A 23065-nucleotide genomic window follows, 5' to 3' on the forward strand; every position below is an offset into this window, starting at 1 on the left:
CTGGCGAATTCATCGATCACACGCTCGCGTCGAGCAGCGAGCCGAGTTGGTCGGCTTCGGGTGTCCCCAGTTCGGTGAAAATGGCGAGTGCTTCCCGCCAGGGCTGGATCGCCGCCGCGTCGTTCTCCGCCTGGCGGAGGACGTGGCCGAGGGTGCGCAGGGCGCGGGCGTGACCGAGCCGGTGGCCGATCTTGCCGTGCACGGCCACCGCCTCGTTCGCGCAGTCCAAGGCTTGCTGGTAGTGCCGCTGGTCGAGGTGCAGGGTGGCGAGCGCGGTGAGCGCGTGACCCTCGTACGGCCGGAAACCGTCCGCTCGCGCCAGCTCGAGGGCGGTGCGGGCGCAGGACATCGCCTCGTCGTGCCGGCCGAGCCCGCGGTGGGCCAGGGCGAGCCCGTTCAGCGTGTCGATCTCGCCCCGGCGGAAGCCGCTCTTGCGCGCCAGTTCGAGGGCCTGGGTGTGGTGGTCGGCGGCTTCGGCGAACCGGCCGAGGTGCCCGTACGTGGAGCCGACGGTGATCAGGGAGATGATCTCGGTTCGCCGCGAGCCGATCTCGCGCGCGTAGGTCAGTGCCCGGTGACCGTGGTCGAGTGCCTCTTCGTAGCGTCCCGCGTCGCGGCTGATCCAGGCCAGGGTCTCCATGGCGGCGGCCTCGCCGTCCCGGTAGCCCGCCTCGCGGTAGCGGACCAGCGCCTCGGAGCACAGGCCGAACGCCTTCTCGTAGTTGCCCATGCTGTTGTTGACGTGGGAGAGGCTGTGCAGGGAAAGGGCTTCGCCGAACCGGGCCCCGGTCTCCCGCTGGATCGCCAGGGCCCGGGTGTTGTGCTCGACGGATTCGGTGAACTGCCCGAATTCGCAGAACACGAACGACATGATGTTGAGGATGTAGGCCTCGCCCGCCCGGTTTCCGGTCTGCCGGTAGCAGCGGAGGCCGGTGACGAGGTGATCCCGCGCCTCGCCGAGCCGCCCCAGGACCCAGCACGCCTGACCGGCCCGCTTGCTCGTCTCGCCCTCACCGGCGCGGTTTCCCGCTTCCCGGTAGAGGTTCCTGGCCTGCAACGCGTTGTCGAGCGCTCGCGCGTACCCGCCGAACATGTACTGCGCCTCGGCCAGGTTGTACAGCATGGCCGCTTCGGCTTCCTGATCACCGGCGGCCCGTGCCGCGCGCAGCCCGGCTTCGGCCGTGGCCAGCGAATCGGTCCGGTTCAACCGGGAGTAGAAGTGACCGCGCAGCGCGTCGGCGAGGCGCCAGGCCATCGGGCGGGGACCGTGGGCGGCGGCGTGTTCGATGGCGGCGGCCAGGTTGGTCCGTTCGGCGTCCAGCCAGCTCAGCGCCTGCGGGTGCGCGGTGAACGCGACCGGCTGCGCCTCGGGCTCGGGCGGCTCGCGGAGCAGCGGCGCCATTTCCGGGTAGAGTCGCCGGGCGGCGGCGAGCACGTTGTGCAGGTACCAGCCGAACAGCCGTCGCGTGGCGGCGTCGCGTTCGGGCTCGCCGTCCTCGGCCAGCGCCCGTTCCGCGGCGTACCGGCGAATGAGGTCGTGGAACTGGAACCGGCCGGGCGCGTGGTCCTCGATCAGGTGCGCGGTGGCCAGCCGGCCGAGCAGCCGCCGCGCCTGCTCGGCCGTGGAATCGGCGAGCGCGGCGGCGGCGGACGGCGTGAAGTCCGGGAGCGGCACCAGCCCCAGCAAGCGGAACTGCCGGGCGGTGTCCGGGGCCAGGGTCTGGTAGGAGAGGTCGAAGGAGGCCCGGACCGCGGCCTGCTGGTCTTCTTCGACCGCGAGTTCGGTGAGCAGGTTTCCTTCGGTGAGCCGGGTCAGGTACGTGCCGATCGCCTCACCGGGATGGCTGTCCAGGTAGGCCGCCGCGATGCGCAGCGCCAGCGGCAGGTAGCCGCACAGGCGGGCGAGTTCGGCCGTGGCCTCCCGTTCGGCTTCGACCCGATCGACGCCGACCGTGCGGGTGAGCAGGAGGTGGGCTTCGTCCGGGGTGAGCGCGTCCAGCACCACCCGGCGGGCGCCCTGCAAGGTGGTCAGCCCGCGCAGATCGTCCCGGCTGGTGACCAGGACCAGGCAGCTCGGGCTGCCCGGCAGCAGCGGCCGCACCTGATCCGCGGTGACGGCGTTGTCCAGCAGCACCAGCGTTCGCTTGTCGGCCATCAGCGAGCGGTACAGGGCGGATTGTTCGTCCTGCTCCAGCGGAATCCGCTCCTGCGGAATGCCGAGGGCGCGCAGGAACTTGCCCAGTGCTTCGGCCGGCACCATCGGCGGGCTCGAGGAATAGCCGCGCAGGTTGACGTACAACTGCCCGTCGGGAAGCCGTTTGGCGACCCGGTGCGCCCAGTGCAGGGCCAGCGCGGTCTTGCCGACGCCCGCGGTGCCGGAAAGCGCGGTGATCACCACCGTCTGCGCGGGACCGTCCGGCTCGCCGGTGAGCAGCGCGTCCAGCCGCTCCAGGTACGCCTCGCGCCCGGTGAAGTTCGCGACGTCGGCCGGAAGCTGCCGGGGGAGGATGCCGAACGCCGGGACCGGTGACGCGCCCTGCGCGGGAGACGCGGCGAGTTCGGGATCGGCGGCCAGCACCCGCTGGTGCAGTTGCCGCAGGGGCGGGCCGGGTTCGATGCCGAGCTCGTCCGCGAGCAACCGGTAGATCTCCTGGTAGGCGGCCAGTGCCTCGGCCTGCCGGCCGCACCGGTACAGGGCGAGCATGAGCTGCCCGCGCAAGCGTTCCCGCAGGGGATGGGCGCGCACCAGATCGCGCAGTTCGGGGATCAGCTCGTCGTGCTCGCCGAGTTCGAGCCGGACCTCGATCCGCTCCTCCGCGACGGCGATGCGAGCCTCGTCGAGGCCGGCCGCCTGCGCCTCGGCGAACTGGCCCGGCACCCCGGCGAGCGCCGGCCCGCGCCACAGGTCCAGAGCCGCCTGGAATTCCCGCACGGCTTCGGTTTTCCGGCCCGCCGCCACCGCGGCCCTGGCCCGGGCCACATGCCCCTGGTACACCTCCAGGTCCAGTTCCCCGGGCCGGGTTCGCAGCAGGTAACCCGCCGCGTGGGTGACTATCCGTTCGCCGCCTTCGGGCTCGAGCTCGGCGAGTGCCCGCCGGGCGCGGAAGATCAGGGTGTGCAACGCGGCGTTCGACGCGTTCGGGGGCGCCTCGCCCCAGGTCGCTTCGATGAGCTTGCCGAGGGGTACCACCTGATTGGCCTGCACCAGCAAACCGGCCAGCAACGCCACCTGTTTCGCGCCGCCGAGGGGCGCCTCCCTCCCGTCGCCCCAGACCTCGAGCGGGCCCAGGATCCGAAACTCCATGGCGGCTCCCGGAACGGTCGTCCACGCTGTACGCGGCGGTAGCGGAGGATCCACTTGGCGACAGACCTGTACCCCCACCGTAGTGCTGCCGCGGCAATACCGGCCGTCGCGTTCCCGCAATTCACCGGACCGGACTAGTGTGCTCCTTCCATACCGTCTTCGAGAATCCGGGACAAGGAGGTGGCCGAGCGGATGAACCCGGATGCCGAGCATCATTTCCATTCCCTTGACCAGGCGGTTCTGGACGGGCAGGCGGTTTACAACAAATATCTGCTCGCGGTGTACAACGTGACCGTTTTCCGGATCAATTACCCGTTGTTCTGGCGTTGCCCGGTGTCCAGTGTTCAGCGGCTGTACAACGCGAGTGTCGGTGCGGAACATCTGGAGCTGGGCGTCGGCACCGGTTATTTACCGGCGCACAGCACTTTCCCGGTACCGGCGCCCCGGATCACCCTGCTCGATCTGAATCCGACCACGTTGGCCGTCGCGACGAAACGGCTCGCGAAATACCGGACCGCGCGGGTGCGGGCGAATGTGCTGGAACCGTTGCCGGTGCCGAAGTCGGCCTTTGATTCGGTGGGCCTGAACTTTCTGCTGCACTGCCTGCCGGGCACCCTGCGCGAGAAGGGTGTCGTGCTGGCGCACGCCGCGGCGGCGGCGCGGCCGGGCGGCGTGGTGTTCGGGAGCACCATCCTGTCCTCCGGGGTGCCGGTGTCCGTGCCCGCCCGCATGATGATGCGGGTGCTCAACGCCACCGGGGTGTTCCACAACGATCGTGACGACCTCGGGGATCTCCGCAGCCAATTGGACCGGCATTTCGCGAGTCACCAGTTGATCGTCCGGGGCTGTGTCGCGCTGTTCAGGGCGCGCACCATCAGGTGAGCAGGCGCGGTCGCGGGCATAGGCGGGCGGGGGAGCGGGTAAACCGGGCACGGCTCGACCAACGCCGACGGGAGAGAACGATGAACGAGGTGACCACGATCGTCGTCGGGGTGGACGGATCGGAATCGGCGACGCACGCCGTGCGCTGGGCGGCCGCGGTCGCGGCGAGCCGGAAGTTCGGTTTGCGGATCGTGCACGGCTCCGGGCTGACCGCGGGCTACTACAGTGCCGGTTTGCCCGCGCCACAGGAGGTTTTCGACGCGCTGGAGCAGGAGGCGGAGAACGTCCTCGCCGCGGCCGCCGAGACCGCGCGAGGGGTGGCCGAGGACCTTGCGGTGACCACCTCGCCGCGGAACGAACCGCCGATCCCGCTGCTGCTGGAGTTGTCGCGGACCGCGCGGATGCTCGTGCTCGGCGCGTCCGGGCGGGGTGGCTTCGCCGGGATGCGGCTCGGGTCCACCGCCATCGCGGTGGCCGGTCACGCCCACTGCCCGACGGTGGTGGTCCGGGGCCGCGATGAGGACGGTCCGGTCGTGGTCGGGGTGGACGGCAGCCCGGTGGGGGAACGGGCCATCGGGGTGGCCTTCGACGAGGCGTCCTGGCGGAACACGCCGCTGGTCGCGGTGCACGCGTGGAGCGACGTCGACTACGACAGCACCTTCGCCTCGTCGCGGCTGTTCGCCGACTGGGACGCCCTGGCCGCGGACGAGGAACGGCTGCTGGCGCAGCGGCTCGCGGGCTGGCAGGAGAAGTACCCGGAGGTGCGGGTGGAGCGGGTGGTGGTGCGGGACCGGCCCCGCCACCAGCTGCTGGAACGGTCGGAGCACGCGCGGCTCGTCGTGGTGGGCAGCCGGGGCCGCGGCGGGTTCGCCGGAATGCTGCTCGGTTCGACCAGCCAGGCGCTGATCCAGCACGCGAACTGCCCGGTGCTGATCGTGCGCCCGGAGTGACCGGGAGTGTGGCCTCACCGACTCGCCGGTAACTCCGGCGGCGGCCGCGGCGATTGACTGGGAAACATCTGCCGGAAGAAGGACCTCATGTGGCGCCGAGTGCAGCGGTCTGAGCGCGGTGTGACGAACGCGCTGATCGTGCTCGCCGTCGTCTACACCGGCCTGGCGGTGTTCAACGCCGTCTTCGCCGCGTTCACCGGCGCGCTCTGGCAGGTGATCCTGGCCGGCGTGCTGTTCCTGGCCGCACTCGCGCTGGTGGTGCTCGTACTCCGCGAACAACCGCGGGGGCCGGGCCGTTCCTCGGTCGGGGAGTGACTCGCGTTCGCGCTTTGCCGACGGGTCGTGAGTGGTACGGCCGGTTCTGACCGGCCTGAACCCGCACGACCCTCGGACTTGGTTCCCTTACAAGAGACGGTGACCGGTCTGGGCGTGCAGGCGCGGCCTGGCCGCCGCCCCGATGCTCGTCGCGCTTTGTCGGCTAGGAGGGGCCGCAACGAGGCCGTGCTCGTCGGGGTGTCCGGGGGGACCTACCGAAATGGGGAACTCGGCCTGCCGAAACGAGGGACTCGCACGTCCGAAACGGGGGACACGCGCCAGCGGGATCCCCGCCCGCCGCGGTGCGCCCCACGCACCCCATGCGGCGTTCGGTGCGCGAGATGCTCGTTGAGGACACCAATGTGGCTTTCGGGGCGTTGAAGGTACCGAACGCCGCATTGGGTACCTCCGAGCACCACCACCCGCGCGGATTCACACTTTGTCGGCCAAGTGCGGCTCGTCGAACGGAAACGCCAGGTCACAAGCAGGTGACCAAATGAGAGTCCGCTCCAACCGGCCTGAACCCTCACGACCTAGCGGGACGCGGGCGCGTGCGCCAGCTTGCGCACGCGCACCGGGCGCTGGTGCCCGCTCGCCCGCTCCAGCCACACCCACACGCAGTCCGTATTGCGCAGATCGACCGGCCCCTCGACGATCCTCCCGCGATCGCCGCGGTACAGCCCATCGATCACCACGACCTCGTCACCGATCTTGAACACCGGAAACGCCCCCTTCCCTCGCGGACCACGACGTTAGGCCGATCAGCGGGGTCGGCATACCGCCGACACGGGATCTTCGCGCGGGCCGGACCGCCCACCGGACAACCGTGTGTCACCACGCCCGGCCCGGGGCGGAATAAAGTCGATCTTGCCCGGCGATGTACCGGGTATGTCGAGGGAAGAGGTAGTGCGGCCGACGACCCGGCCGGTCGCCATCACCGGCGACGACGTCGATCCGGAGCAGCAGAACGTCCGGTACGAGCTAGCGACCCTTTCGTTCCGCCTGCTCGACGCCGACCGGGCGGCCGCCGGGATCCTGCCCTGGGTGAACGGCCCCGCCGCGCGCGGCACGCTGCTGGGCTGCTGGCAGACGGAGAACGGCCCGCTGGGGCGGCTGATCGTGCTGCGCGGCTTCGCCGACGACACCGAACTGGCCCTGGAGCGGGCCCGCGCCCGGGCCAGCACCGATCCGTTCGGGGCCGGTGACCACCTCACCGACCTGTCCCTGCGGAGTTTCGCCCCGTTCCCCTTCCTGCCCCCGGTGCGGACCGGGCAGTTCGGCTCGGTGTACGAGATCCGCGACTACCACCTGCGACCGGGCGGCCTGCCGGCGACCATCGCCGGCTGGCGGCAGGCGCTGCCGGCCCGGCACCGCATCGACCCCCTCACGGTGGTGATGTACGCGCTCGACGGCCCCGACCGCATCATCCAGATCTGGCCCTTCCACAGCCTCGACGAACGCGTCGCCATCCGCCGAGACCTCTACGCGAGCGGCCTGTGGCCGCCGCCCGGTGCGCCGGAACAGATCCTCGAGGCCACCTCGGTCATCGCCTTCCCGGCCGAGTTCTCCCCGCTCACCTGAGCACGAATTCGGCGATATGGGTGGCCAGCACCGGCCACAGTTCCCGGGGCAGGCTGTGCCCCATCCCGTCGATGACCACCAGTTTCGCGCCGGGGATGGCCGCGGCGGTGGCCTGCCCGCCGCTGAGGTCGAACATGACGTCGTCGGTGCCGTGGATGACCAGGGTGGGGACCCGCAGTGACCGCAGCCGTTCCGTGCGGTCGCCGGAGGCCAGGGCCGCGACCGAGTGGCGCATCATGCTCAGGTGGTCGTGGCCCCGGTCGTATTGCCGTGCCGCCCGTTCGGCCGCGGCGGCTTCGTCGAACTCGAACCCCGGGGACCGGACCGCCCTGCTGGCCCGGACCTGCCATGCGATGAAGCCCTGGCGGTCGCCCGCCGCCGGGGGCGGCCCCACCTCCGCCAGCGCGCCGAGGTCGGTCTTGCCGACATTCCAGTCGCCGGTGCTGGACATCATCGACGTCAGCGACCGCACCCGGCCGGGGTGCTCGATCGCGATCGTCTGCGCGATCATCCCGCCCATGGAGGCGCCGACGAAGTGGGCCGTGCCGAAACCGAGCACGTCGAGCAGGCCCACGGCGTCGGCCGCCATGTCCGACAGCGTGTAGGCCGCCGACGAGAGGTCACCGGCCATCGCCGCCTGTGGATCGGGCACCGGTGCGTCGGGGAAATGGGTGGATCGGCCGGTGTCGCGCTGGTCGAAGCGGACCACGTGCAGGCCCCGCCCGGCCAGATCGGCGCAGAACCCCTCCGGCCAGTTGATCATCTGCGCGCCACCGCCCATCAGCAGCAGCACGGGTGGCGCCTGGGGGTCGCCGAAACGCTCGTAGGCGATCTCGATGCCCGCCGGGCCGACATTCACGGCCAGTTCCTCGCCCATTCCGCACCAACTCCTCGACCGGGGAAATGCGAAAAACAATAGCACCGGGAACTCGGAGAACGCGACCCGGAAACGGATTGCCGACACTTCGCAGAGCCCAAAAAATAGGTGCGAAAGGCGGTGGATACAATAGAAACGCGAATCGGGGGTCAGGAATGCAGATCGCGGAAGACCTGGTGCAGTTTCGCCTTGTCCTCGAAGCCGATGCCCGGGGTGTCGGTGAGCCCGACGCGGCTGCCGCGGACGACGGCCGAGTCGGCGAACCCGCCGGTGGGCTGGAATTCCCCGGGATAGGACTCGTTTCCGCCGAGTTTCAGCGCGGCCGCGATGTGCAGGGAGAACTGATGCCCGCCATGCGGTATGCAGCGGCGCGTGGACCAGCCGCGCCGGCGGAGCAGGTGCAGAATTCGCAGGTATTCGACCAGGCCGTAGCCGAGGACCGGGTCGATCTGGATGATGTCGCGGTCCGGGCGCATGCCCGCGTACCGGAGGAGGTTGCGGGCGTCGGTCAGGGAGAAGAGGTTCTCACCGGTCGCGAGCGGGCCGGGGTACCGCTCGGCGAGGGTGGCGTGCAGGGCAAAGTCCAGCGGATCACCCGGTTCCTCGTACCAGAACAACTGGTACGGCTCGAGGGCTTCGCCGTAGCGCAGGGCGGTGTCCAGATCGAACCGCCCGTTGGCGTCGACGGCGAGCCGGGAGCCGTCGCCGTCCAGCACGGCCAGCGCCGCCTCGACGCGGTCGCGGTCCTCGGCCAGATCGGCGCCGCCGATCTTGATCTTCACCACCTCGTAGCCGAGATCGAGGAATCCCTTGATCTCGTCCTGGAGTTCGCGTTCGCCCTTGCCGGGCGCGTAGTAACCGCCCGCGGCGTAGACGAACACGCCGGCGTCCGGCTCGCCGTCGCCGTGGTGGTCGGCGAGCCACCGGTAGAGCGGCTTCTCGTCGAGCTTGGCCACCAGGTCGAACAGGGCCATGTCGAGGACGCCGACCGCGACGGCCCGTTCGCCGTGGCCGCCCGGTTTCTCGTCGCGCATCAGCACCGCCCAGGCGCGTGCCGGGTCGAAGGTGGCGCCGTCCTCGGTCAGCAGGTCTTCCGGCGGGGCCTGGAGCAGGCGGGGGATGAGCCGGCGGCGCAGGATTTCGCCCACGCTGTAGCGGCCGTTGGAGTGGAACCCGTAGCCGACCACGGGCCGCCCGTTCCGGATCACGTCGCTCACCACGGCGACGATCGAACAGTCCATGTTCCGGAAGCTGATGTAGGCGTTGCTGATCGACGAACTGATCGGCACCGTGCCTTCGTGGATGGCGACTATCTGCGGCACAGTCATCTCTCCTCTGGTTGCTCGGTGGCCGGGTGTGCTTTCCGGCCGATGGTCCGGGCGAACTTCTCCCGGTCGAGGGCGCCGGGTTCCCAACGGGCCACGGCGATGGTGGCGACCGCGTTGCCCAGCACGTTCGTCATCGCCCGCATCAGCGAAAGGAACCGTTCGACGGACAGGATGAGCGCCAGGCCGGCGACCGGGATGAACCCGACCGCGGCGATCAGGTTCGCCAGGGTGACGAAGGCGGATCCGGTGATCCCGGCGGTTCCCTTGGACAGGAAGAGGAACACCAGGAACAGCGTGAGCTGCTCGGTGAAGCCCAGTTCGACGCCGTAAACCTGGGCGATGAAGACCGCGGACATCGGCACCACGACGGCCACCCCGTCGAGGTTGAACGAATACCCGGTGGGCACGACCAGCCCGACCACGTCGCGTTTGCAGCCGAGCTGTTCCAGCCGCACCATCAGCTGCGGCATGACCGCCTCCGACGACGAGGTGCCGAGCACGAGGTAGAGCTCCTTGCGGAGCGCGCGGATCAGCCGGAACAGCGAAACCCCGCACAGCCGGGTGACGGCGCCGAGCACCACCGACAGGAAGACGATCAGCGTGACCAGCGCGAGCCCGACGTACTTCATCAGCGCGGTGAGCGTTTCCGGGCCGTACCTGCCGACCGTGTAGGCCACCGCCCCGAAGACCCCGATCGGCGCGAGCCGGATGACCATCCCCACGATCCGGAAGAAGACCTCGTTCAGCCTGCCGCAGGCGCGCAGGATCGGATCCGACACGTTCTTCGGCAGGCGGAGCAGGGCGATGGCGAAGAGGACCGCGAACACCAGCACCTGGATGATGTGGCCGGTGGCGAACGCGTTCACCACGTTGTCCGGCACGAGGTCGAACAGGAACTCGCCGAGGGACTTCTCCTGCGCGCCCTCGACGTAGCTGCCGAGGTCGCTGGACGCACCGGCCGGGGGAGCCACTCCCGCGCCGGGGCGGAACAGGTTGATGGCCAGCAGCCCGAGCAGCGTGCCGATGGTGGTGACGATTTCGAAGTAGATGATCGCCTTCAGCGCGATCCGGCCGACCTTCTTCATCCCGCCGACCGAGACGATCCCGGTCACCACGACCAGGAACACGATCGGCGGGATGGCCAGCCGGATGAGCGCGATGAACAGGTCCGCCAGCGGTTTGAGGGTGGCCGCGGCGCCCGGCGCGGCCAGGCCGAAGAGCGCGGCCGCGATCGCCGCGGCCAGCACCTGGATGCCGGTGTTGGTGGCCAGGCTCCGCCACCGCGATCGGGTCTCGGTTTCGTGCTCGGTCCGGCTGGTCATGGTTTCACCGCTCGGGCACCAGGGTTTGGCGGAGCGCGTCGCGGTCCACCGTGAGGCCGAGGCCCGGCCGGTCCGGGATGGTGATCCGGCCGTCGACCGGACGGGGCGCGTCCGGGAACAGCAGCTCGCCGACCTGGACCATGCCCAGGTGCCATTCGAGGATCCACCCGTTCATCAGGCCGGCCAGGGTGTGCATGTTGAACAGGGGCCAGCCGCCGCCGTGCGCCACCGGCAGGTTGTAGATCTGCGCCAGGTGCGCGGCCTTGCGCGCCTCGGTGAAACCGCCGCAGTAGCAGGCGTTCGGTTGCAGGATGTCGACCGCCTGGCGCTCGACGAGTTCCCGCAGCCGCCACCGGTGGCCTTCCATCTGCCCGGCGGCCAGCGGGATCGAAGTGTGCGCCCGCAGGTCCGCCATGGCCCGGGCGTCGTTCTGGTGCAACGGTTCCTCGAACCAGGTGATGCCGCAGTCCTCGATCGCCCGGCACAGGAACTTCGCGTCCGCCGGGGTGAACAGGTAGTTGGCGTCGATCATGAGGTCGACGTCGTCGCCGACGGCCTCCCGCACGACCCGGACCCGGGCCGCGTCCTCCCGCCAGCCGCCCCGGTCCACGCCGACGACCAGTTTCAGCGCCCGGAAGCCCTGGTCGAGCTGCGACGCGGCGGCTTGGGCGAGGGTTTCCCGGTCGTACTGCGGAAACCCGAAGGTCACGTACGCCGGTAGTTCGGTGCGCGCACCGCCGAGCAGACCGGCCACCGAGCGCTCCGCGTGCTTGCCGTTGATGTCCCACAGCGCGATGTCCAACAAGGACAGTGCGCTGGACACCACGCCGGTCATCGCGCGCGGATTGAGCGCGCGCCAGACCCGTTCGTGGATGGCTTCCACCGCACGCGGATCCATGTCGGCGACCACCGGCAGGAAGTGCTGTTTCAGGGCCACGACCACGGATCTGGCCAGGAAGTGCCCGGTGAGCGCCACGCCGGTCAGCCCCTGGTCGGTCTCCACCTCGCAGAAGACGAACTCCCGCTGCTCCTCGCGGCCGTAACCGCGCACCTTCCCGCTCAGCAGGGGCACGTCGATCGACGTCGTGTGCACGCTCGCCCGAATGTCCTTGATCTTCATCCCGCTCCTTTGGGGGCCCGGCGGCAGTGATAGGGAAGTGTGGAACCGGGATCGCCAACTGTCAACGATTTGCTATTTGCCGCCAAGTGGTGCATGATGTGGTGCTTTTTCTGGACGCGGTGGCACTAACAGCGAAAATGAGGAGGGAATGGCGGCTGATGGTAGATTGTCAACAGTTTGCCGACCGCCCGAGGAGGCCGTGAACAGCCGTGCCCGACTACCCGGAGACGATGGCGGCGCTGCAGCGCCGGGTGGCCGAACGCCAAGCGACCTCGCTACCGCACCTGATCGTCGAAGAGCTGGAAAGAATGATCATCACCGGCGTGCTCAAGGGCGGTGACCGGATCAACGAGTCGGCGCTGGCCATGCGGCTGGGGGTGAGCCGCGGCCCGGTCCGCGAGGCGTGCCGCCACCTGGAACGCAGCCGGCTCGTGGAGTTCCGGGCCAACCGGGGCATGTTCGTCCGGGAGATCTCGGTCGAGGAGGCCGCGCACCTCTACGACATCCGCGCCAGCCTGTTCGGTCTCGCCGGCCGGTTGGCCGCCGCGCGGATCGCCACCGCCGACGCCGATCTGCTGCGGGCGAAGATCGATCGGCTGGAGAGCACCACCAGCATGGACGACTACTACCCGCTCAACGTCGAGCTGCACCGGGCGATCGTGGCGCTGGCCGGGAACCCCCGGCTGATCGAGCTGTACGACAACATCTCCAAGGAACTCCACCTGTTCCGGAGGCACGGGCTCGAACCGGCCACCGCCCGGCACATTTCCAACGACCAGCACCGGCTGATCGTCGATCACCTGCAGGCCGGTGCCGCCGACGAGGCCGCCCGCCTGATGGAAGAGCACATCCTCGCCGGCAAGAGCCGGATGCTCGCCGAGCACGACAACCAGCGCGTGACGCGGCCCGCGAAGTAGCCTGCGGGATTCCGCGTGCGGGACGGCGATCGCGGGCAGGCCGTGAATCGTCCGAAAGAGTGCCGATTCGCCTCCACATCCACCGGTGGCAACACGTACCGTTCTTGGTGTGTATTCCCCTGAGGGCGGCGACCGGGCGCATGATCGGGATTTCCTGGAGTTCGCGGCGAGCGTTCTCGACCGGCTCGTCACGGAGTTGAACGACACCCTGGCCCCGGACACCACATCACTGTGCCGTCGGCACACCGAGGACGCGCTCGAGTTGCTCGAGCACGCCCGCGGCCAGTTGCACGAGGCCGCGCTTTTCGCCGACCGCTGCGCCCTGGCACAGGCCAGCGAATGCGATGCCCCGTGCCGCGGGCCGGTCGACGTCGTGCTCGTGCACGACGGTCCCGAATCCGTGTGCGGCGCCTGCGTCCTGCACGCCGGGTTCGGCCTGCACTTCCTCGGCGATGTCCAGCTCGTCGGCGACGCGGTGTATGTGGCCGAAGCCGAGGAGGTCGCCCGGCAACTCGCCGAGCACCTGCCACCGGAAGACCCCGCGCCCTGACCGTCCGCGAGTTTCACGTTCGGAGGTACCCGATGCGACGTTGGGTACCTTCAACGCCCCCAATGCCGCATTGAAGCGCGGCAGGCGGAGCCCGTTTCCGACTGTACCTACTAGTATGTACGATCCAGGGTGTGGACACCAGGGAACGACTCATCGAGAGCACCCGGGAACTGCTGTGGGAGCGCGGCTACGTGGGCACCAGCCCGAAGGCGATCCAGGAGCGATCCGGCGCCGGGCAGGGCAGTATGTACCACCACTTCCACGGCAAGCTCGAGCTGGCGCTCGCCGCGATCGGCCGCAGCGCCGGGGAACTGCGGGACCGGGCGGAGGCCGAGTTCGCCGGTCCCGGCACCGCGGTCGAACGGATCACCGCCTACCTGCGGCGGGAACGGGACGCGCTGAAGGGCTGCCCGGTCGGCCGTCTCACCCAGGACCCCGAGGTGATGGCGGACCCGGAACTGCGCCGCCCCGTCGAGGAAACCTTCGCCTGGCTCACCGACCGGCTGGCCGGGCTGCTGGCGGAAGGCCGCGCGAACGGCGAGTTCGCCGCCGGTCTCGACCCCGCGGCCACGGCCACCGCGCTGGTCGCCGTGCTGCAGGGCGGTTATGTGCTGGCCCGCGCCGCCGATTCGGCCGCGGTGTACGCCCGGGCCGTCGACGGCGCACTCGGCCTGCTCACCGCCCACGTCCGCTGACCCGCCAAACGAGGAGAACCGCATGCCCTTCGTTCGTATCGACGCGTTGCGGGCCGACGGCGCCCGGCTCGACGCGCTCGGCCGCGCCGTGCACGACGCCCTGGTCGAGACGATCGGGTTCCCGCCCGACGACCGGTTCCAGGTGCTGGTCGGCCACGACGGCGCGAGCGGCACGCTGCGCTACGACGACTACCTCGGCATCCACCGCGACGACGACCTCGTGTACGTCGCGATCACGATGCGCTCCGGGCGCACGCCCGCGCAGAAGCAGGCGCTGTACCGGCGGATCGCCGAACTCGCCCACGCATACGCGGGGACCGAGCCGCGGAACGTGTTCATCACCGTGACCGAGAACGAGTCGATCGACTGGTCGTTCGGCGACGGGGTGGCCCAGTACGCCGATTCCTCCGAAGTGGACAGTCCATCCCCGACGGTCGCCGGGAACTAGGCGCTCAGCCGCGGCGGTGCACGATCCGCCCGTCGAACACGGTCAGCGCCACCGGAAGCGCGGCGATTTCACGCGGCGGGGTGCGGCGGAGGTCGCCGTCGAGCACGCAGAGGTCGGCCACCTTGCCCGGAGTGACCGACCCCTTCCAGGTCTCGGCGAAGTCCTGCCACGCCCCGGTCGTGGTGTAACTGCGCAGCGCCTGTTCCAGGGTGAGCCGTTGCCGTTCGTCGTGCACCTTCCCGCTCAGCCCTTCGCGGGTCATCAGCACGCTCAGGCCGAGGCGCCAATGCGGCGGGTTGACCGGTGCGTCGGAACTGCTCAGCAGCCGCACGCCCGCGTCGACCGCGGACCGCCACGGCACGAAGGATTCGCCGAACTGCCCGGCCACCTGGTCGATGACGTTGTGCCAGCTCTGCGCCTGCGGGCCGAGCCCGAACCGGTTTTCCGCGATCCGGGGCAGGGACTCGGGTTTGACCTGCGCGCCGTGAATCAGGATGTGCCGCGGATCGGGGCGCGGGTGGGCGCGCCGCGCGGCGAGGAACGCGTCGACCACGATGTCCACGTGGCGGTAGACGTGCACCCCGACCTGGTATCCGGCGGCATGCGCGAGCCGCACCATCTCGGTCAGCTCGGCCACCCGCGCCGCGTGATCGCTTCCCTTGACCAGGAGTTCGCCGCCGTTGTCCGCGTAGAGCTTCACCCCGGGCACCGCGAATCGGCGGGGATCCAGCCCGGCAGGCGGGCGGAACTCGGCCAGCGCCTCGGCCACCTCGGCCGCGGAGCCGCCGGATTGCGAGCTGGGCAGGAACAGGGCGTTGACCCTGGCCGCCAGCCCGCCCGAGCGGGCCAGATCGACATAGGCAGCCATCGACTCGATGCCTTGCGTTCCCAGGCCGAGCCCCTCACCACCGGGGCCGAGCCCCGGATCGGTGAAGCTGGTGATGCCCTCCGCGTGCAGATCCGCGACCATGCCCTGGATCGCCTGCTTCCGCTGCTCGCGGCCCCAGGGCGGCAGCAGGCGCTGCACCAGGCCCTGCGCGGCGACTTCGAGCAGGCCGGTGGGCCGCCCGTTGGCGTCGACGATCACGCCCGGCTCGCCGCCCTTGATCCCGGCGAGTTCCAGCGCCACCGAGTTGACCGCGGTGACGTGATAGGAGAAGTCCTGCAGGCACACCGGATGCCGGGGCGAGACGGGGTCGAGATCGTCCCGGTTCGGCGGCCGCTTCTCGGCGAGCTGGGGCACGCGCCAGCCCGCGCCGCGGATCCACTGCCCGTCCGGGATCCGCCCGGCCTCCTGCCCGACCGCGGCGACGATGTCGGCGACCGACTTCACCGCCGGAAACCCCAGTGCGAGCGCGAACGGCGGCCGGTTCAGGCCGGTCACGGCCGCATGCAGGTGGGAGTCGTTGATCCCGGGCACCAGGGTGCGCCCGGCCAGGTCCACCACCTCGGCCCGCGGCCCGGCCAGCGCCCGCGTCTCGGCGTCCCCGCCGACCCCGATGATCTTGCCCGCGCGCACGGCCACCGCCGTCGCGGTGGGGCACTTCGGATCCAAGGTGATCACGTCGCCGTTGACGAACACCAGATCCGGGGCGCCGCCCTCGGCCGAGGCCGCCGCGGTACCGCCGCTCACCGCGGCCGCGGCCACCGCGGCGCCGAAGAGCTTTCCGGCATCGCGCCGGGTCATTCCGGTCATTCTCGTCACCCTTCTTGAGCGGGATGGCCCGCGAAGCATGGGACAATGCGGCCTGGCATTTCACCGGGCATCCGGAACGACGTGGCAATGTGCCACACGCGAAGGAAAACCCCCATCGAGAATGTCCACTGTGGACAAGTTCAGTGCTGTGTCATCCCAGATTCCGTGCCACCCCAGGTTCCGTGTCACCCACGATACCGGAACAGCGCACGCGCGGAATCGCGTCCATTCGGCCGATTCCCGATCACCCCTTGAGGAAACGCAGCAGTTCCTCGGCGACGAACCGCGGGTTTTCCTCGACGAGCCAGTGCCCGGCGTTCGGCACGTCGACCGCTCGCACGATGTCGGTCAGGCGCGGAGCCACCGTGGCCCGGACCGCGTCGAGCTGTCCCTGAGCGGTCATCAGCAGGGCCGGGACGCGCACCGGCGCGGCCGCCACGGTGTCGCGGACGTCCTTGTCGAGGGCGCGGTAGAGCTCGAAGCCGCCGGACAGGACCTCGGGCCGGCCGTAGGTCCGCGCGTACTCGCCGATTTCGGCGTCGGTGAACGGGGACCGGTCCGCGGTGCCGCCGAACGCCGTGCCGCCGAAGGAGACCTGGGGGTAGAACAGCGCCAGGTACTCGCGGACGTCGTCGCCGACCACGGCCTCGGGGACCCGCCGCTGGGAGTGGAAGGCGATGTGCCAGCTCAGCGAGCGGTAGGTGGCCGCGTCGATCCCGGGGCCGGGCAGCGGCAGGTCGAGGTAGCCGAGCCGCGCGGTGTCGGCGGGGAACTGGGCGGCGTACTGGAACGCCACCGCGGCACCGAGGTCGTGCCCGACGATGCGGGCGTCGCGCACCCCGAGCCGGTCGGCGATCAGCGTGTGCACGTACCGCGCGAGGGTGGCCTTGTCGTAGCCGGTCGGACTGCCGGTGCTGTCGCCGAGCCCGGGGAGGTCGACCGCGTAGACGGTGTGGTGCTCGGCGAGCGCGGGCATGATCGGCCACCAGCCGAACCAGGTCTGCGGCCAGCCGTGCAGCAGCACCACCGGCGTGCCCCGGCCACCGGTCACGTAGTGCATGCGGACACCGTCGACGTCGGTGAACTCGTGCCGGAAGGCGTTGAACCGCGGATCGCCCTCGGCGGCCTTGGCGTGCGCGGGAACCTCGGGGGCGGGCGGTGCGGAACAGGCCGCGGTGCCGGTGAGCAGGACGGCCAGGGCGACGGCCGCCGCCGTGCGTGCGGATCTGGAGACCATGTGTGCGGTGTCCTCAAGTCGGTGGGATCAGCGCCCGGTGGCGCCGTCGATCAGTTCGCGCAGGATGTCGGCGTGGCCCGCGTGGCGGCCGGTCTCCTCGATCAGGTGGGTGAGCGCCCAGCGAACGCTGGGCGCGCGTCGAGCCCCGGGGATGGGTGCGCCGAGGTCGGCGCACCCGTCGAGAACGTCGTTCGCGCGCTCGACGGTCTCCCGGTAGCGGGCGAGGACGTCGGCGACGCTGTCCTCCGGCGAGGCGTGGAAAGTCGCCTGCCAGTCGGTGACCTCCGCGCCGAGAAAGGTCGCGCGTTCCACGAAGGTGAGGTGGTTGAGCAGGCCGAGCAGGTTGGTGCCCGACGGCACCCCGGCCGTCCGGACCTGCGGTTCGGGGGTGCCGCGGACCTTCGCGGCGATCGAGGTGCGGAGGTAGTCGAGGAACGCGCGCAGGGTTTCGGCCTCGCTGTTGCCGGTGCGGGGCGGTGGTTCGTCGCGGCGGCGGGTGCGGCGGGCGGTGGTGGGCATGGTCGTCTCCTTCACGCGGTGCGGCGGATGAGCAGGATGTGGTCGGTGACCTCGGCGGTGCGCCCGCCGGGCCCGGTGGCGAGCCGGCGGGATGCCTCGGCGCGCTCGACCGCCCACCCCGCCGGATCCAGGCTGAGGTCGGCCGCGATCTCCCGCGGCGTCGGGTAATGGGCTTCGGGGTCCTGGTTCCACGACCACGGCGCGGTCGAGCCGTGGTCGACGACCAGGAGCCGCCCGCCTGGGCGCAGCGCGTGCGCGGCCGCGCGCAGGACGCGCGCCCGGGACAGCGCGAAGGGGGTGTGGAGATAGTGGGCGGAGACGAGGTCGAACCTGCCCCGGGGAAAGGACTCGTGCAGATCGTGGCACTCGGCGGCGACCCGGTCGCCGACGCCGAGCGAGCGGGCGCGGGCCCCGAGCCGCTCGGTCGCCACGGCCGAGATGTCGACGGCGGTGACGTGCCACCCCCGGCGGGCGAGCCACAGCGCGTCACCGCCGTTGCCGCATCCCAGCTCCAGCGCGGCACCGGGGGGCAGGTCGGCGGCCAGATCGACGAGGCTGCCGTTGGGTGGCGGATCGGTCGCCGCGGGTCGAGCGGCGTGGACGCCGTCCCAGAATGTGACCGCATCGGTGGTGTTCATCGGGGGCTCCTTCGGACGAGATGCGGCCAGTTTCGTCAGGCGCTCCCCGGGCTGGCACGGAATCTTGCCGTTCTGGCAACCTGGATCCATGGACGACGTGCTCAACGCGGTGGGCCCGCGGTTGCGGTCGCTGCGTAGTGCCCGCGGCATCACCCTCGCCGAACTCGCGGTGGCGACCGGCATTTCGGAGAGCACGCTGTCCAGATTGGAGAGCGGGCAGCGCAAGGCGACGCTGGAACTGCTGCTGCCGCTCGCCCGCACCTACGACGTTCCGCTGGACGACCTCGTCGGCGCGCCGCGCACCGGCGACCCCAGGATCCACTTGAAGCCGATCCGGCGATTCGGGATGACCTTCGTGCCGCTGACCCGGCGGCCGGGCGGGGTGCAGGCGTTCAAAATGCTCATCCCGGCCCGGCGGGAACCGGCGGAACCGACCCCGCAGACGCACTCCGGCTTCGAGTGGCTGTACGTGCTCAACGGCCACCTGCGGCTGGTGCTCGGGGAACGCGACCTGACGCTGCCGCCCGGTCAGGCCGCCGAGTTCGACACGTCCCTGCCGCATTGGCTGGGCAGCGCCGACGGGGGCGCGGTCGAGATCCTCGTCCTGTTCGATCCGCAGGGGGTGCGGGCCCACGTCCGGCCCGCCGCGCAGAACTGAGGTGGCCGGAATGCGGAAACCGGTCCGGGCCAGGGAAACACCCGTCGAGGCCCGGACCGGTTCAGCGCATTCCTAGAGCAGCCCCAGCCGCTGGAGATCGGTGACGTACTTGTCGATCAGGGCCGCGGACAGATGGGGGATGTCCTTGTCGGGCCCGATCTTGGCGGCCTGCACGGCCGCGTGGAACCGTTCGGCCGGGATGGCGGAACCGCGGACCGCCGCCTCCGGCCGTTCGAAGGCGTGCAGCAGGGGCAGCAGCGAGTGCTGCCGCTGCTTCTCCGGCAGGGCGCGGATGGCGGTTTCGAACCGGGCGAACCAGTCGCCGTAGTCGTCGATGCGGTGAATCGGGTGGCCGGTTTCGGCCAGCCAATCGACGAAGACGTCGAGCGAAATGCCGTCGTCGTGCGGGTTCACGGTGTTGTAGGTCCAGAACCCGTCGGTGGCCTGACCGCCGAGGGTGGCGATGGCTTCCGCGGTGAAGTCGGCCGGTAGCCCGTCGTAGTGCGCCCGCTGCCGGTTTCCTTCGGCGTCGGTGGGGTAGAACGAACGCGGCGCGATACCGGTGGCGACCAGGCTGAGCAGCAGGCGGGTGAACATGTCGGGCACGTTCAGCTGCCCGGCGTACCGGCTGTGCGCGAGGATCATGTCGGACCGGAACACGGCGACCGGGAGGCCGAAGAGGTCGTGCGCTTCCCGGAGCAGTACCTCACCGGCCCATTTGCTCGTGCCGTAGCCGTTGGCGTAGCTCTCGTCGATCTGGCGCACCGGGCTGGTGGCGCGGATGTCGGCGTCCTCGTCGAGGGCGGCGGGCCCGACCCCCGCGGCGACCCCCACGGTCGAGAGGTAGGTGACCGGCTTGATCCGCGTGGTGATGGCCATCCGGATCAGCTCGGCCGTCCCGACGACGTTGGGGCCGAACAACTGGCCGTAGGGGAGGACGTGGTTGACCAGGGCGGCCGGGTGGACGATCCGGTCGACCGTTCCGGCCAGCCGGTCCCAGGTCCCTTCGTCCAGGCCGAGGTTCGGCTCGCCGATGTCACCGGCGAGGACTTCCAGCTTCCCGTCGGCCAGTTCCCGGTAGTGCCGCAGCAGCTCCGCGTCGCCGCTGTCGAACGCGTCGTCGAGCCGTTTCCGCGCCGCGGCCGCGTCGCTTCCCCGCACGATGCAGATCAGTTTGCCGCCTTCCGGCGCCAGCCGCTCCAGCCATTCCAGGCACAGGAAGCGGCCGAGGTAACCGTTCGCCCCGGTGAGCAGGACGGTCCGCGCGACACCGTCCGCGCGGGGGAGCGTCCGGGCGCCGGCGAGCGTGCGGGCGTCGAGGAACTTGTCCAGCGTGAGGTCGCTCGCCCGGACCGCCGAGGCGCCGGGGCCGTGCACGCTCGCGAAGGTGGGCCGTTTCGCCCCGGAGGTGCGTTCCGCCTCGATGTACTCCGCCAGCTGGCGGAGGCTGTTCGCCGGGCTGATGACGACCCCCACCGGGACCTCGATGTCGAAGATCTCCTGGAGGAGGTTGGAGAAGGACAGCGCGGAGAGGGAGTCGCCGCCCAGATCGGTGAAGTGGACGTCCGGGCCGAGGTCGGCGCTCGAGCAGCCCAGCAGCGCCTGGGTGGCCCGGCTGACCGTTTCGAACACCGGCCGGTCCCGTCCGGCTCGGCGCAACTCGCTCAGCTCGTCCGCCTGCCCCCGGGCGAGATCGGCGTAGAGCTGCTCGAGGCGTTCGCCGTAGTGCTCCTTGAGCCGGGGCCGCAGCAGCTTGCGGGCGTCCGAGAGCAGACCGTTCTCGGTGCTGAACGGTTCGGTCTCGATCAGGAAGTCGCGCGGAATCTCGTAGGAATTCAGTTCGGCTTCCTTCGCGGTCCGTTGCAGCGACTCGCTGAGCAACGCCTTGAGATCCTCGCCGCTGTTCCCGGCCCGTTCGATCGCGTCCGGCGTGGGCACGATCACCGCGAGCAGGAATGCGCGTTCGCTGTTGCCGTAGACGAAGATCTGCCGGATCAGTTCGCCGTTCACGAAGACGGCTTCCAGGCGGGAAAGCGCCACGAACTCGCCCTGGGAAAGCTTCAGCACGTTCTTGCGGCGGTCGACGTAGACGAGTTCGTCCGGCCCGACTTCGGCCATGATGTCGCCCGTTTTGTAGTAGCCGTCCTCGTCGAAGATCTCCGCGGTGACCTCGGGCCGCTTGTAGTACCCGGGAATGATGGTCTCCGTCTTGATCAGGAGCTCACCCCGCGGATGCGGCGAATCGGTGCGGAAATAGCCCAGTTCGGGAACGTCGACGAGCTTGTAGTCGAGCACCGGCGGCCGGGCCAGCTTGTTGTCGAACAGAACTCCACCGGCTTCGGTCGAGCCGTAGCCGTCGTGCAGCGGCACGTCCAGGCACGATTCGACGAATGCCGCCATCTCGGCGGACAGCGGCGCGGAGCCGCACAGGGCGCGCACGACGCGCCCGCCCAGGAAGTTCTCCCGCAGATCCGCCTTCACCTCGGCTTCGAGCGCGGCCCGGTCGCCGGGTTCCGCCGCGCGCCGGTCCAGTTCGCTCTGGTACCGCTGGAAAAGCATGTCGCACACCCGCGGCACCAAGGTCAGCTCGGTGGGGCGGGCGAGCGCGATGTCCTCGAACAGGGTGGACAGATCGCTCTTCGCCGCGAAGTAGCCGGTGCCGCCGCGGGAGAGCGTCCCGATCAGCGAAATGCGTCCGGCGAGGTGGCTCAGCGGCATGAAGTTGATGCCGATCGAGGGCACCTCGGACTCCGCCGCCGACGGCCACAGCCCGTCCCACAGTGTGCGCACCAGCCGCTCGGGGTACATGGCGCCCTTGGGCGTGCCGGTGCTGCCCGAGGTGTAGATCAGCATGGCGAGCGGATCCTCGCCCGCGTCCGCGGTGAACAGGGGCGCGGGTGGCAACGCCGCTCCCCGTTCGCGGATCGCGGCCAGCGAGTCGACCACGATCGGGGAACCGGCTTCGGCCAGGCGCCGACGCGCGGATTCGAACGCGTCGCGCTGATCGTCGACCTCCGGGTGGTAGTCGAAAACGACCAGCCGCCGCAGCGAAGGGCTGGCCAGCGCGGCTTCGACGGCGGTGTCCAGGCGTTCGGCGCTCGCCGCGAGGATGCGCGGTCGCGTCTCCGCGAGGATCGGGTTCAGCTGGGAAACCGGCGCGCTGGACTGCAGCGGCACGGAGACCGCGCCGAGGTGGACGCAGGCCAGGTCGAGGATCTCGTAGTCGATGCTGGTGAAGCCGAGGATGCAGACGAAGTCACCCGCGCTCAACGGGTTTTCCTTGTTGTGGTGCCATTCACCGGCGATCGCGCGGACCCGCGCCCACAGTTCTCGGTAGCTGATCGTCTCGAACCTCGGCAGCAGGCGCAGCGACGTGCGACCCGTCGCGGGGTCCGTCGCCAGTTCCCGCGCGCGCTCGCCGAGCGCGGGCCGGTCCGCGTAGCCCTCCATGATCGTCGCCACGGCCCGCGCGAGCGGCAGTCCGGGATCTCGGACCGCCGCGGTGACCGATTCGAGTGGTTTCGCGTGCCGGACCTGCGGGTCGTTGGCGTACAGCTCGGCGGTGCGACGCTCTTCCCGAGGGTCGGTCGACCCGCCGTTGCCCTTGGCTTCAAATCGCGAATCAGTCGCCATAGTCAGCCTCCCGTCAGTTGCGGCTGCGCGTAGGGGAATTGCCCGAAAGGGCTCCGCGCTTAGATGCTTACGCTAACTAAGCGTATCGCGATTGCTCCGGGGAGCACAGGAAATGACGGTGTGACTTACCAGTCACCACTGCACTCGAATGGGTGACGAAGGCAAGTGGTGGCAGCTTTTTCGCCGCCCTGTGTCAAATGGCACCCGAATAACGGAATACTGCCCACCGGGCCAAGGACGGCGACCCGCCGCCGCGAGTCGCACACTCAGGCACGCGAGTTACACGTTCGGGCACGCGAGTTGCACACTCGGGTACACGGTTGTCCGTGTGGGACCCCGCAGGCGCATTCGGGCTGCCGGATGCGGTGTGTGCGGTACCCGGCGGGTTCCCGATC

Annotated in this window: 20 protein-coding genes; 9 read left to right on the forward strand and 11 right to left on the reverse strand. The window is 70.2% G+C overall.

The window, feature by feature from the left end; translation table 11 throughout:
- Positions 1-16: 16 nt before the first annotated feature.
- Complete coding sequence (locus FXO23_RS13985) at positions 17-3304, reverse strand: AfsR/SARP family transcriptional regulator (RefSeq protein WP_158884800.1); 3288 nt, start codon at positions 3302-3304, stop codon at positions 17-19.
- Between the two features lie 180 nt (positions 3305-3484).
- On the opposite strand from FXO23_RS13985, the gene FXO23_RS13990 reads away from it, so the two are divergent.
- The 3 genes from FXO23_RS13990 (at position 3485) to FXO23_RS14000 (ending at position 5451) form a co-directional block, all read left to right on the forward strand.
- Positions 3485-4186 (forward strand): methyltransferase, encoded by a 702-nt coding sequence (locus FXO23_RS13990; protein ID WP_218951997.1) that lies wholly within the window; start codon positions 3485-3487, stop codon positions 4184-4186.
- 80 nt (positions 4187-4266) lie between these two features.
- Positions 4267-5136, forward strand: coding sequence for a universal stress protein (locus tag FXO23_RS13995; protein WP_158884804.1), 870 nt, complete (start codon positions 4267-4269; stop codon positions 5134-5136).
- 87 nt (positions 5137-5223) lie between these two features.
- Positions 5224-5451, forward strand: a complete 228-nt coding sequence (locus FXO23_RS14000) for a hypothetical protein (protein ID WP_158884806.1) — start codon at positions 5224-5226, stop codon at positions 5449-5451.
- Positions 5452-5984: 533 nt separating this feature from the next.
- On the opposite strand, the gene FXO23_RS14005 is transcribed toward FXO23_RS14000, so the two are convergent.
- Positions 5985-6170 (reverse strand): KOW domain-containing RNA-binding protein, encoded by a 186-nt coding sequence (locus FXO23_RS14005; RefSeq protein WP_158884808.1) that lies wholly within the window; start codon positions 6168-6170, stop codon positions 5985-5987.
- A gap of 187 nt (positions 6171-6357) precedes the next feature.
- On the opposite strand from FXO23_RS14005, the gene FXO23_RS14010 reads away from it, so the two are divergent.
- Positions 6358-7032 carry an NIPSNAP family protein gene (locus FXO23_RS14010; RefSeq protein ID WP_246257220.1) on the forward strand — a complete coding sequence of 225 codons (675 nt, stop codon included), beginning with the start codon at positions 6358-6360 and terminating at the stop codon, positions 7030-7032.
- Here FXO23_RS14010 and FXO23_RS14015 read toward each other — a convergent pair.
- From FXO23_RS14015 to FXO23_RS14030, 4 genes are all read right to left on the reverse strand, one after another.
- Complete coding sequence (locus tag FXO23_RS14015) at positions 7025-7909, reverse strand: alpha/beta fold hydrolase (RefSeq protein ID WP_158884810.1); 885 nt, start codon at positions 7907-7909, stop codon at positions 7025-7027. The genes FXO23_RS14010 and FXO23_RS14015 overlap by 8 nt on opposite strands.
- A 149-nt stretch (positions 7910-8058) precedes the next feature.
- Positions 8059-9237 carry an enolase C-terminal domain-like protein gene (locus FXO23_RS14020; protein WP_158884812.1) on the reverse strand — a complete coding sequence of 393 codons (1179 nt, stop codon included), beginning with the start codon at positions 9235-9237 and terminating at the stop codon, positions 8059-8061.
- Entirely contained in the window at positions 9234-10559 is a 1326-nt protein-coding gene (locus FXO23_RS14025; RefSeq protein WP_158884814.1) for a cation:dicarboxylate symporter family transporter, read from the reverse strand. Before FXO23_RS14025 ends, FXO23_RS14020 begins: the two co-directional genes overlap by 4 nt.
- 4 nt (positions 10560-10563) lie before the next feature.
- The gene (locus FXO23_RS14030) at positions 10564-11679 is read right to left on the reverse strand and encodes a mandelate racemase/muconate lactonizing enzyme family protein (protein WP_158884816.1); all 1116 of its coding nucleotides are present in this window, start codon (positions 11677-11679) and stop codon (positions 10564-10566) included.
- Positions 11680-11888: 209 nt separating this feature from the next.
- Between FXO23_RS14030 and FXO23_RS14035 the strand changes: the two genes are divergently transcribed.
- From FXO23_RS14035 to FXO23_RS14050, 4 genes are all read left to right on the forward strand, one after another.
- A complete protein-coding gene (locus FXO23_RS14035; RefSeq protein ID WP_246257222.1) occupies positions 11889-12596 on the forward strand; it encodes an FCD domain-containing protein in 708 nt (235 codons plus the stop codon).
- A gap of 109 nt (positions 12597-12705) precedes the next feature.
- Positions 12706-13146 carry a hypothetical protein gene (locus tag FXO23_RS14040; RefSeq protein WP_158884818.1) on the forward strand — a complete coding sequence of 147 codons (441 nt, stop codon included), beginning with the start codon at positions 12706-12708 and terminating at the stop codon, positions 13144-13146.
- A 131-nt stretch (positions 13147-13277) separates the two neighbouring features.
- Positions 13278-13841, forward strand: a complete 564-nt coding sequence (locus FXO23_RS14045; protein ID WP_158884819.1) for a TetR/AcrR family transcriptional regulator — start codon at positions 13278-13280, stop codon at positions 13839-13841.
- 22 nt (positions 13842-13863) lie between these two features.
- Positions 13864-14289 carry a tautomerase family protein gene (locus tag FXO23_RS14050; protein ID WP_158884821.1) on the forward strand — a complete coding sequence of 142 codons (426 nt, stop codon included), beginning with the start codon at positions 13864-13866 and terminating at the stop codon, positions 14287-14289.
- Between the two features lie 4 nt (positions 14290-14293).
- Here FXO23_RS14050 and FXO23_RS14055 read toward each other — a convergent pair whose 3' ends face one another.
- The 4 genes from FXO23_RS14055 to FXO23_RS14070 all read right to left on the reverse strand — a co-directional run bounded on the left by FXO23_RS14055 (position 14294) and on the right by FXO23_RS14070 (position 18379).
- Positions 14294-15985: an amidohydrolase gene (locus FXO23_RS14055; RefSeq protein ID WP_218952001.1), complete on the reverse strand. Its 1692-nt coding sequence runs from the start codon at positions 15983-15985 to the stop codon at positions 14294-14296.
- A gap of 244 nt (positions 15986-16229) precedes the next feature.
- Positions 16230-17222: an alpha/beta fold hydrolase gene (locus tag FXO23_RS14060; protein WP_158884823.1), complete on the reverse strand. Its 993-nt coding sequence runs from the start codon at positions 17220-17222 to the stop codon at positions 16230-16232.
- A 27-nt stretch (positions 17223-17249) separates the two neighbouring features.
- Positions 17250-17741 (reverse strand): DinB family protein, encoded by a 492-nt coding sequence (locus tag FXO23_RS14065; RefSeq protein ID WP_158884825.1) that lies wholly within the window; start codon positions 17739-17741, stop codon positions 17250-17252.
- Between the two features lie 11 nt (positions 17742-17752).
- The gene (locus FXO23_RS14070) at positions 17753-18379 is read right to left on the reverse strand and encodes an SAM-dependent methyltransferase (RefSeq protein ID WP_158884827.1); all 627 of its coding nucleotides are present in this window, start codon (positions 18377-18379) and stop codon (positions 17753-17755) included.
- An 88-nt stretch (positions 18380-18467) separates the two neighbouring features.
- On the opposite strand from FXO23_RS14070, the gene FXO23_RS14075 reads away from it, so the two are divergent.
- The gene (locus tag FXO23_RS14075) at positions 18468-19037 is read left to right on the forward strand and encodes a helix-turn-helix domain-containing protein (protein WP_158884830.1); all 570 of its coding nucleotides are present in this window, start codon (positions 18468-18470) and stop codon (positions 19035-19037) included.
- Positions 19038-19109: 72 nt separating this feature from the next.
- Here FXO23_RS14075 and car read toward each other — a convergent pair whose 3' ends face one another.
- Positions 19110-22670 carry a carboxylic acid reductase gene (gene car, locus FXO23_RS14080; RefSeq protein WP_158884832.1) on the reverse strand — a complete coding sequence of 1187 codons (3561 nt, stop codon included), beginning with the start codon at positions 22668-22670 and terminating at the stop codon, positions 19110-19112.
- Positions 22671-23065 lie beyond the last annotated feature (395 nt).

This window comes from Amycolatopsis anabasis (assembly GCF_009765355.1).
In the GTDB taxonomy this organism is placed as follows: domain Bacteria; phylum Actinomycetota; class Actinomycetes; order Mycobacteriales; family Pseudonocardiaceae; genus Amycolatopsis; species Amycolatopsis anabasis.

Excerpts from the sequence above, each read along its gene's own strand:
- FXO23_RS14025 (WP_158884814.1), bottom strand. The coding sequence starts at position 10,559 with ATGACCAGCCGGACCGAGCACGAAACCGAGACCCGATCGCGGTGGCGG.
- car (WP_158884832.1), bottom strand. The coding sequence starts at position 22,670 with ATGGCGACTGATTCGCGATTTGAAGCCAAGGGCAACGGCGGGTCGACC.
- FXO23_RS14020 (WP_158884812.1), bottom strand. The coding sequence starts at position 9,237 with ATGACTGTGCCGCAGATAGTCGCCATCCACGAAGGCACGGTGCCGATC.
- FXO23_RS14000 (WP_158884806.1), top strand. The coding sequence starts at position 5,224 with ATGTGGCGCCGAGTGCAGCGGTCTGAGCGCGGTGTGACGAACGCGCTG.
- FXO23_RS14075 (WP_158884830.1), top strand. The coding sequence starts at position 18,468 with ATGGACGACGTGCTCAACGCGGTGGGCCCGCGGTTGCGGTCGCTGCGT.
- FXO23_RS13985 (WP_158884800.1), bottom strand. The coding sequence starts at position 3,304 with ATGGAGTTTCGGATCCTGGGCCCGCTCGAGGTCTGGGGCGACGGGAGG.
- FXO23_RS14065 (WP_158884825.1), bottom strand. The coding sequence starts at position 17,741 with ATGCCCACCACCGCCCGCCGCACCCGCCGCCGCGACGAACCACCGCCC.
- FXO23_RS14060 (WP_158884823.1), bottom strand. The coding sequence starts at position 17,222 with ATGGTCTCCAGATCCGCACGCACGGCGGCGGCCGTCGCCCTGGCCGTC.
- FXO23_RS14050 (WP_158884821.1), top strand. The coding sequence starts at position 13,864 with ATGCCCTTCGTTCGTATCGACGCGTTGCGGGCCGACGGCGCCCGGCTC.
- FXO23_RS13995 (WP_158884804.1), top strand. The coding sequence starts at position 4,267 with ATGAACGAGGTGACCACGATCGTCGTCGGGGTGGACGGATCGGAATCG.
- FXO23_RS14070 (WP_158884827.1), bottom strand. The coding sequence starts at position 18,379 with ATGAACACCACCGATGCGGTCACATTCTGGGACGGCGTCCACGCCGCT.
- FXO23_RS14015 (WP_158884810.1), bottom strand. The coding sequence starts at position 7,909 with ATGGGCGAGGAACTGGCCGTGAATGTCGGCCCGGCGGGCATCGAGATC.
- FXO23_RS14030 (WP_158884816.1), bottom strand. The coding sequence starts at position 11,679 with ATGAAGATCAAGGACATTCGGGCGAGCGTGCACACGACGTCGATCGAC.
- FXO23_RS14055 (WP_218952001.1), bottom strand. The coding sequence starts at position 15,985 with ATGACCGGAATGACCCGGCGCGATGCCGGAAAGCTCTTCGGCGCCGCG.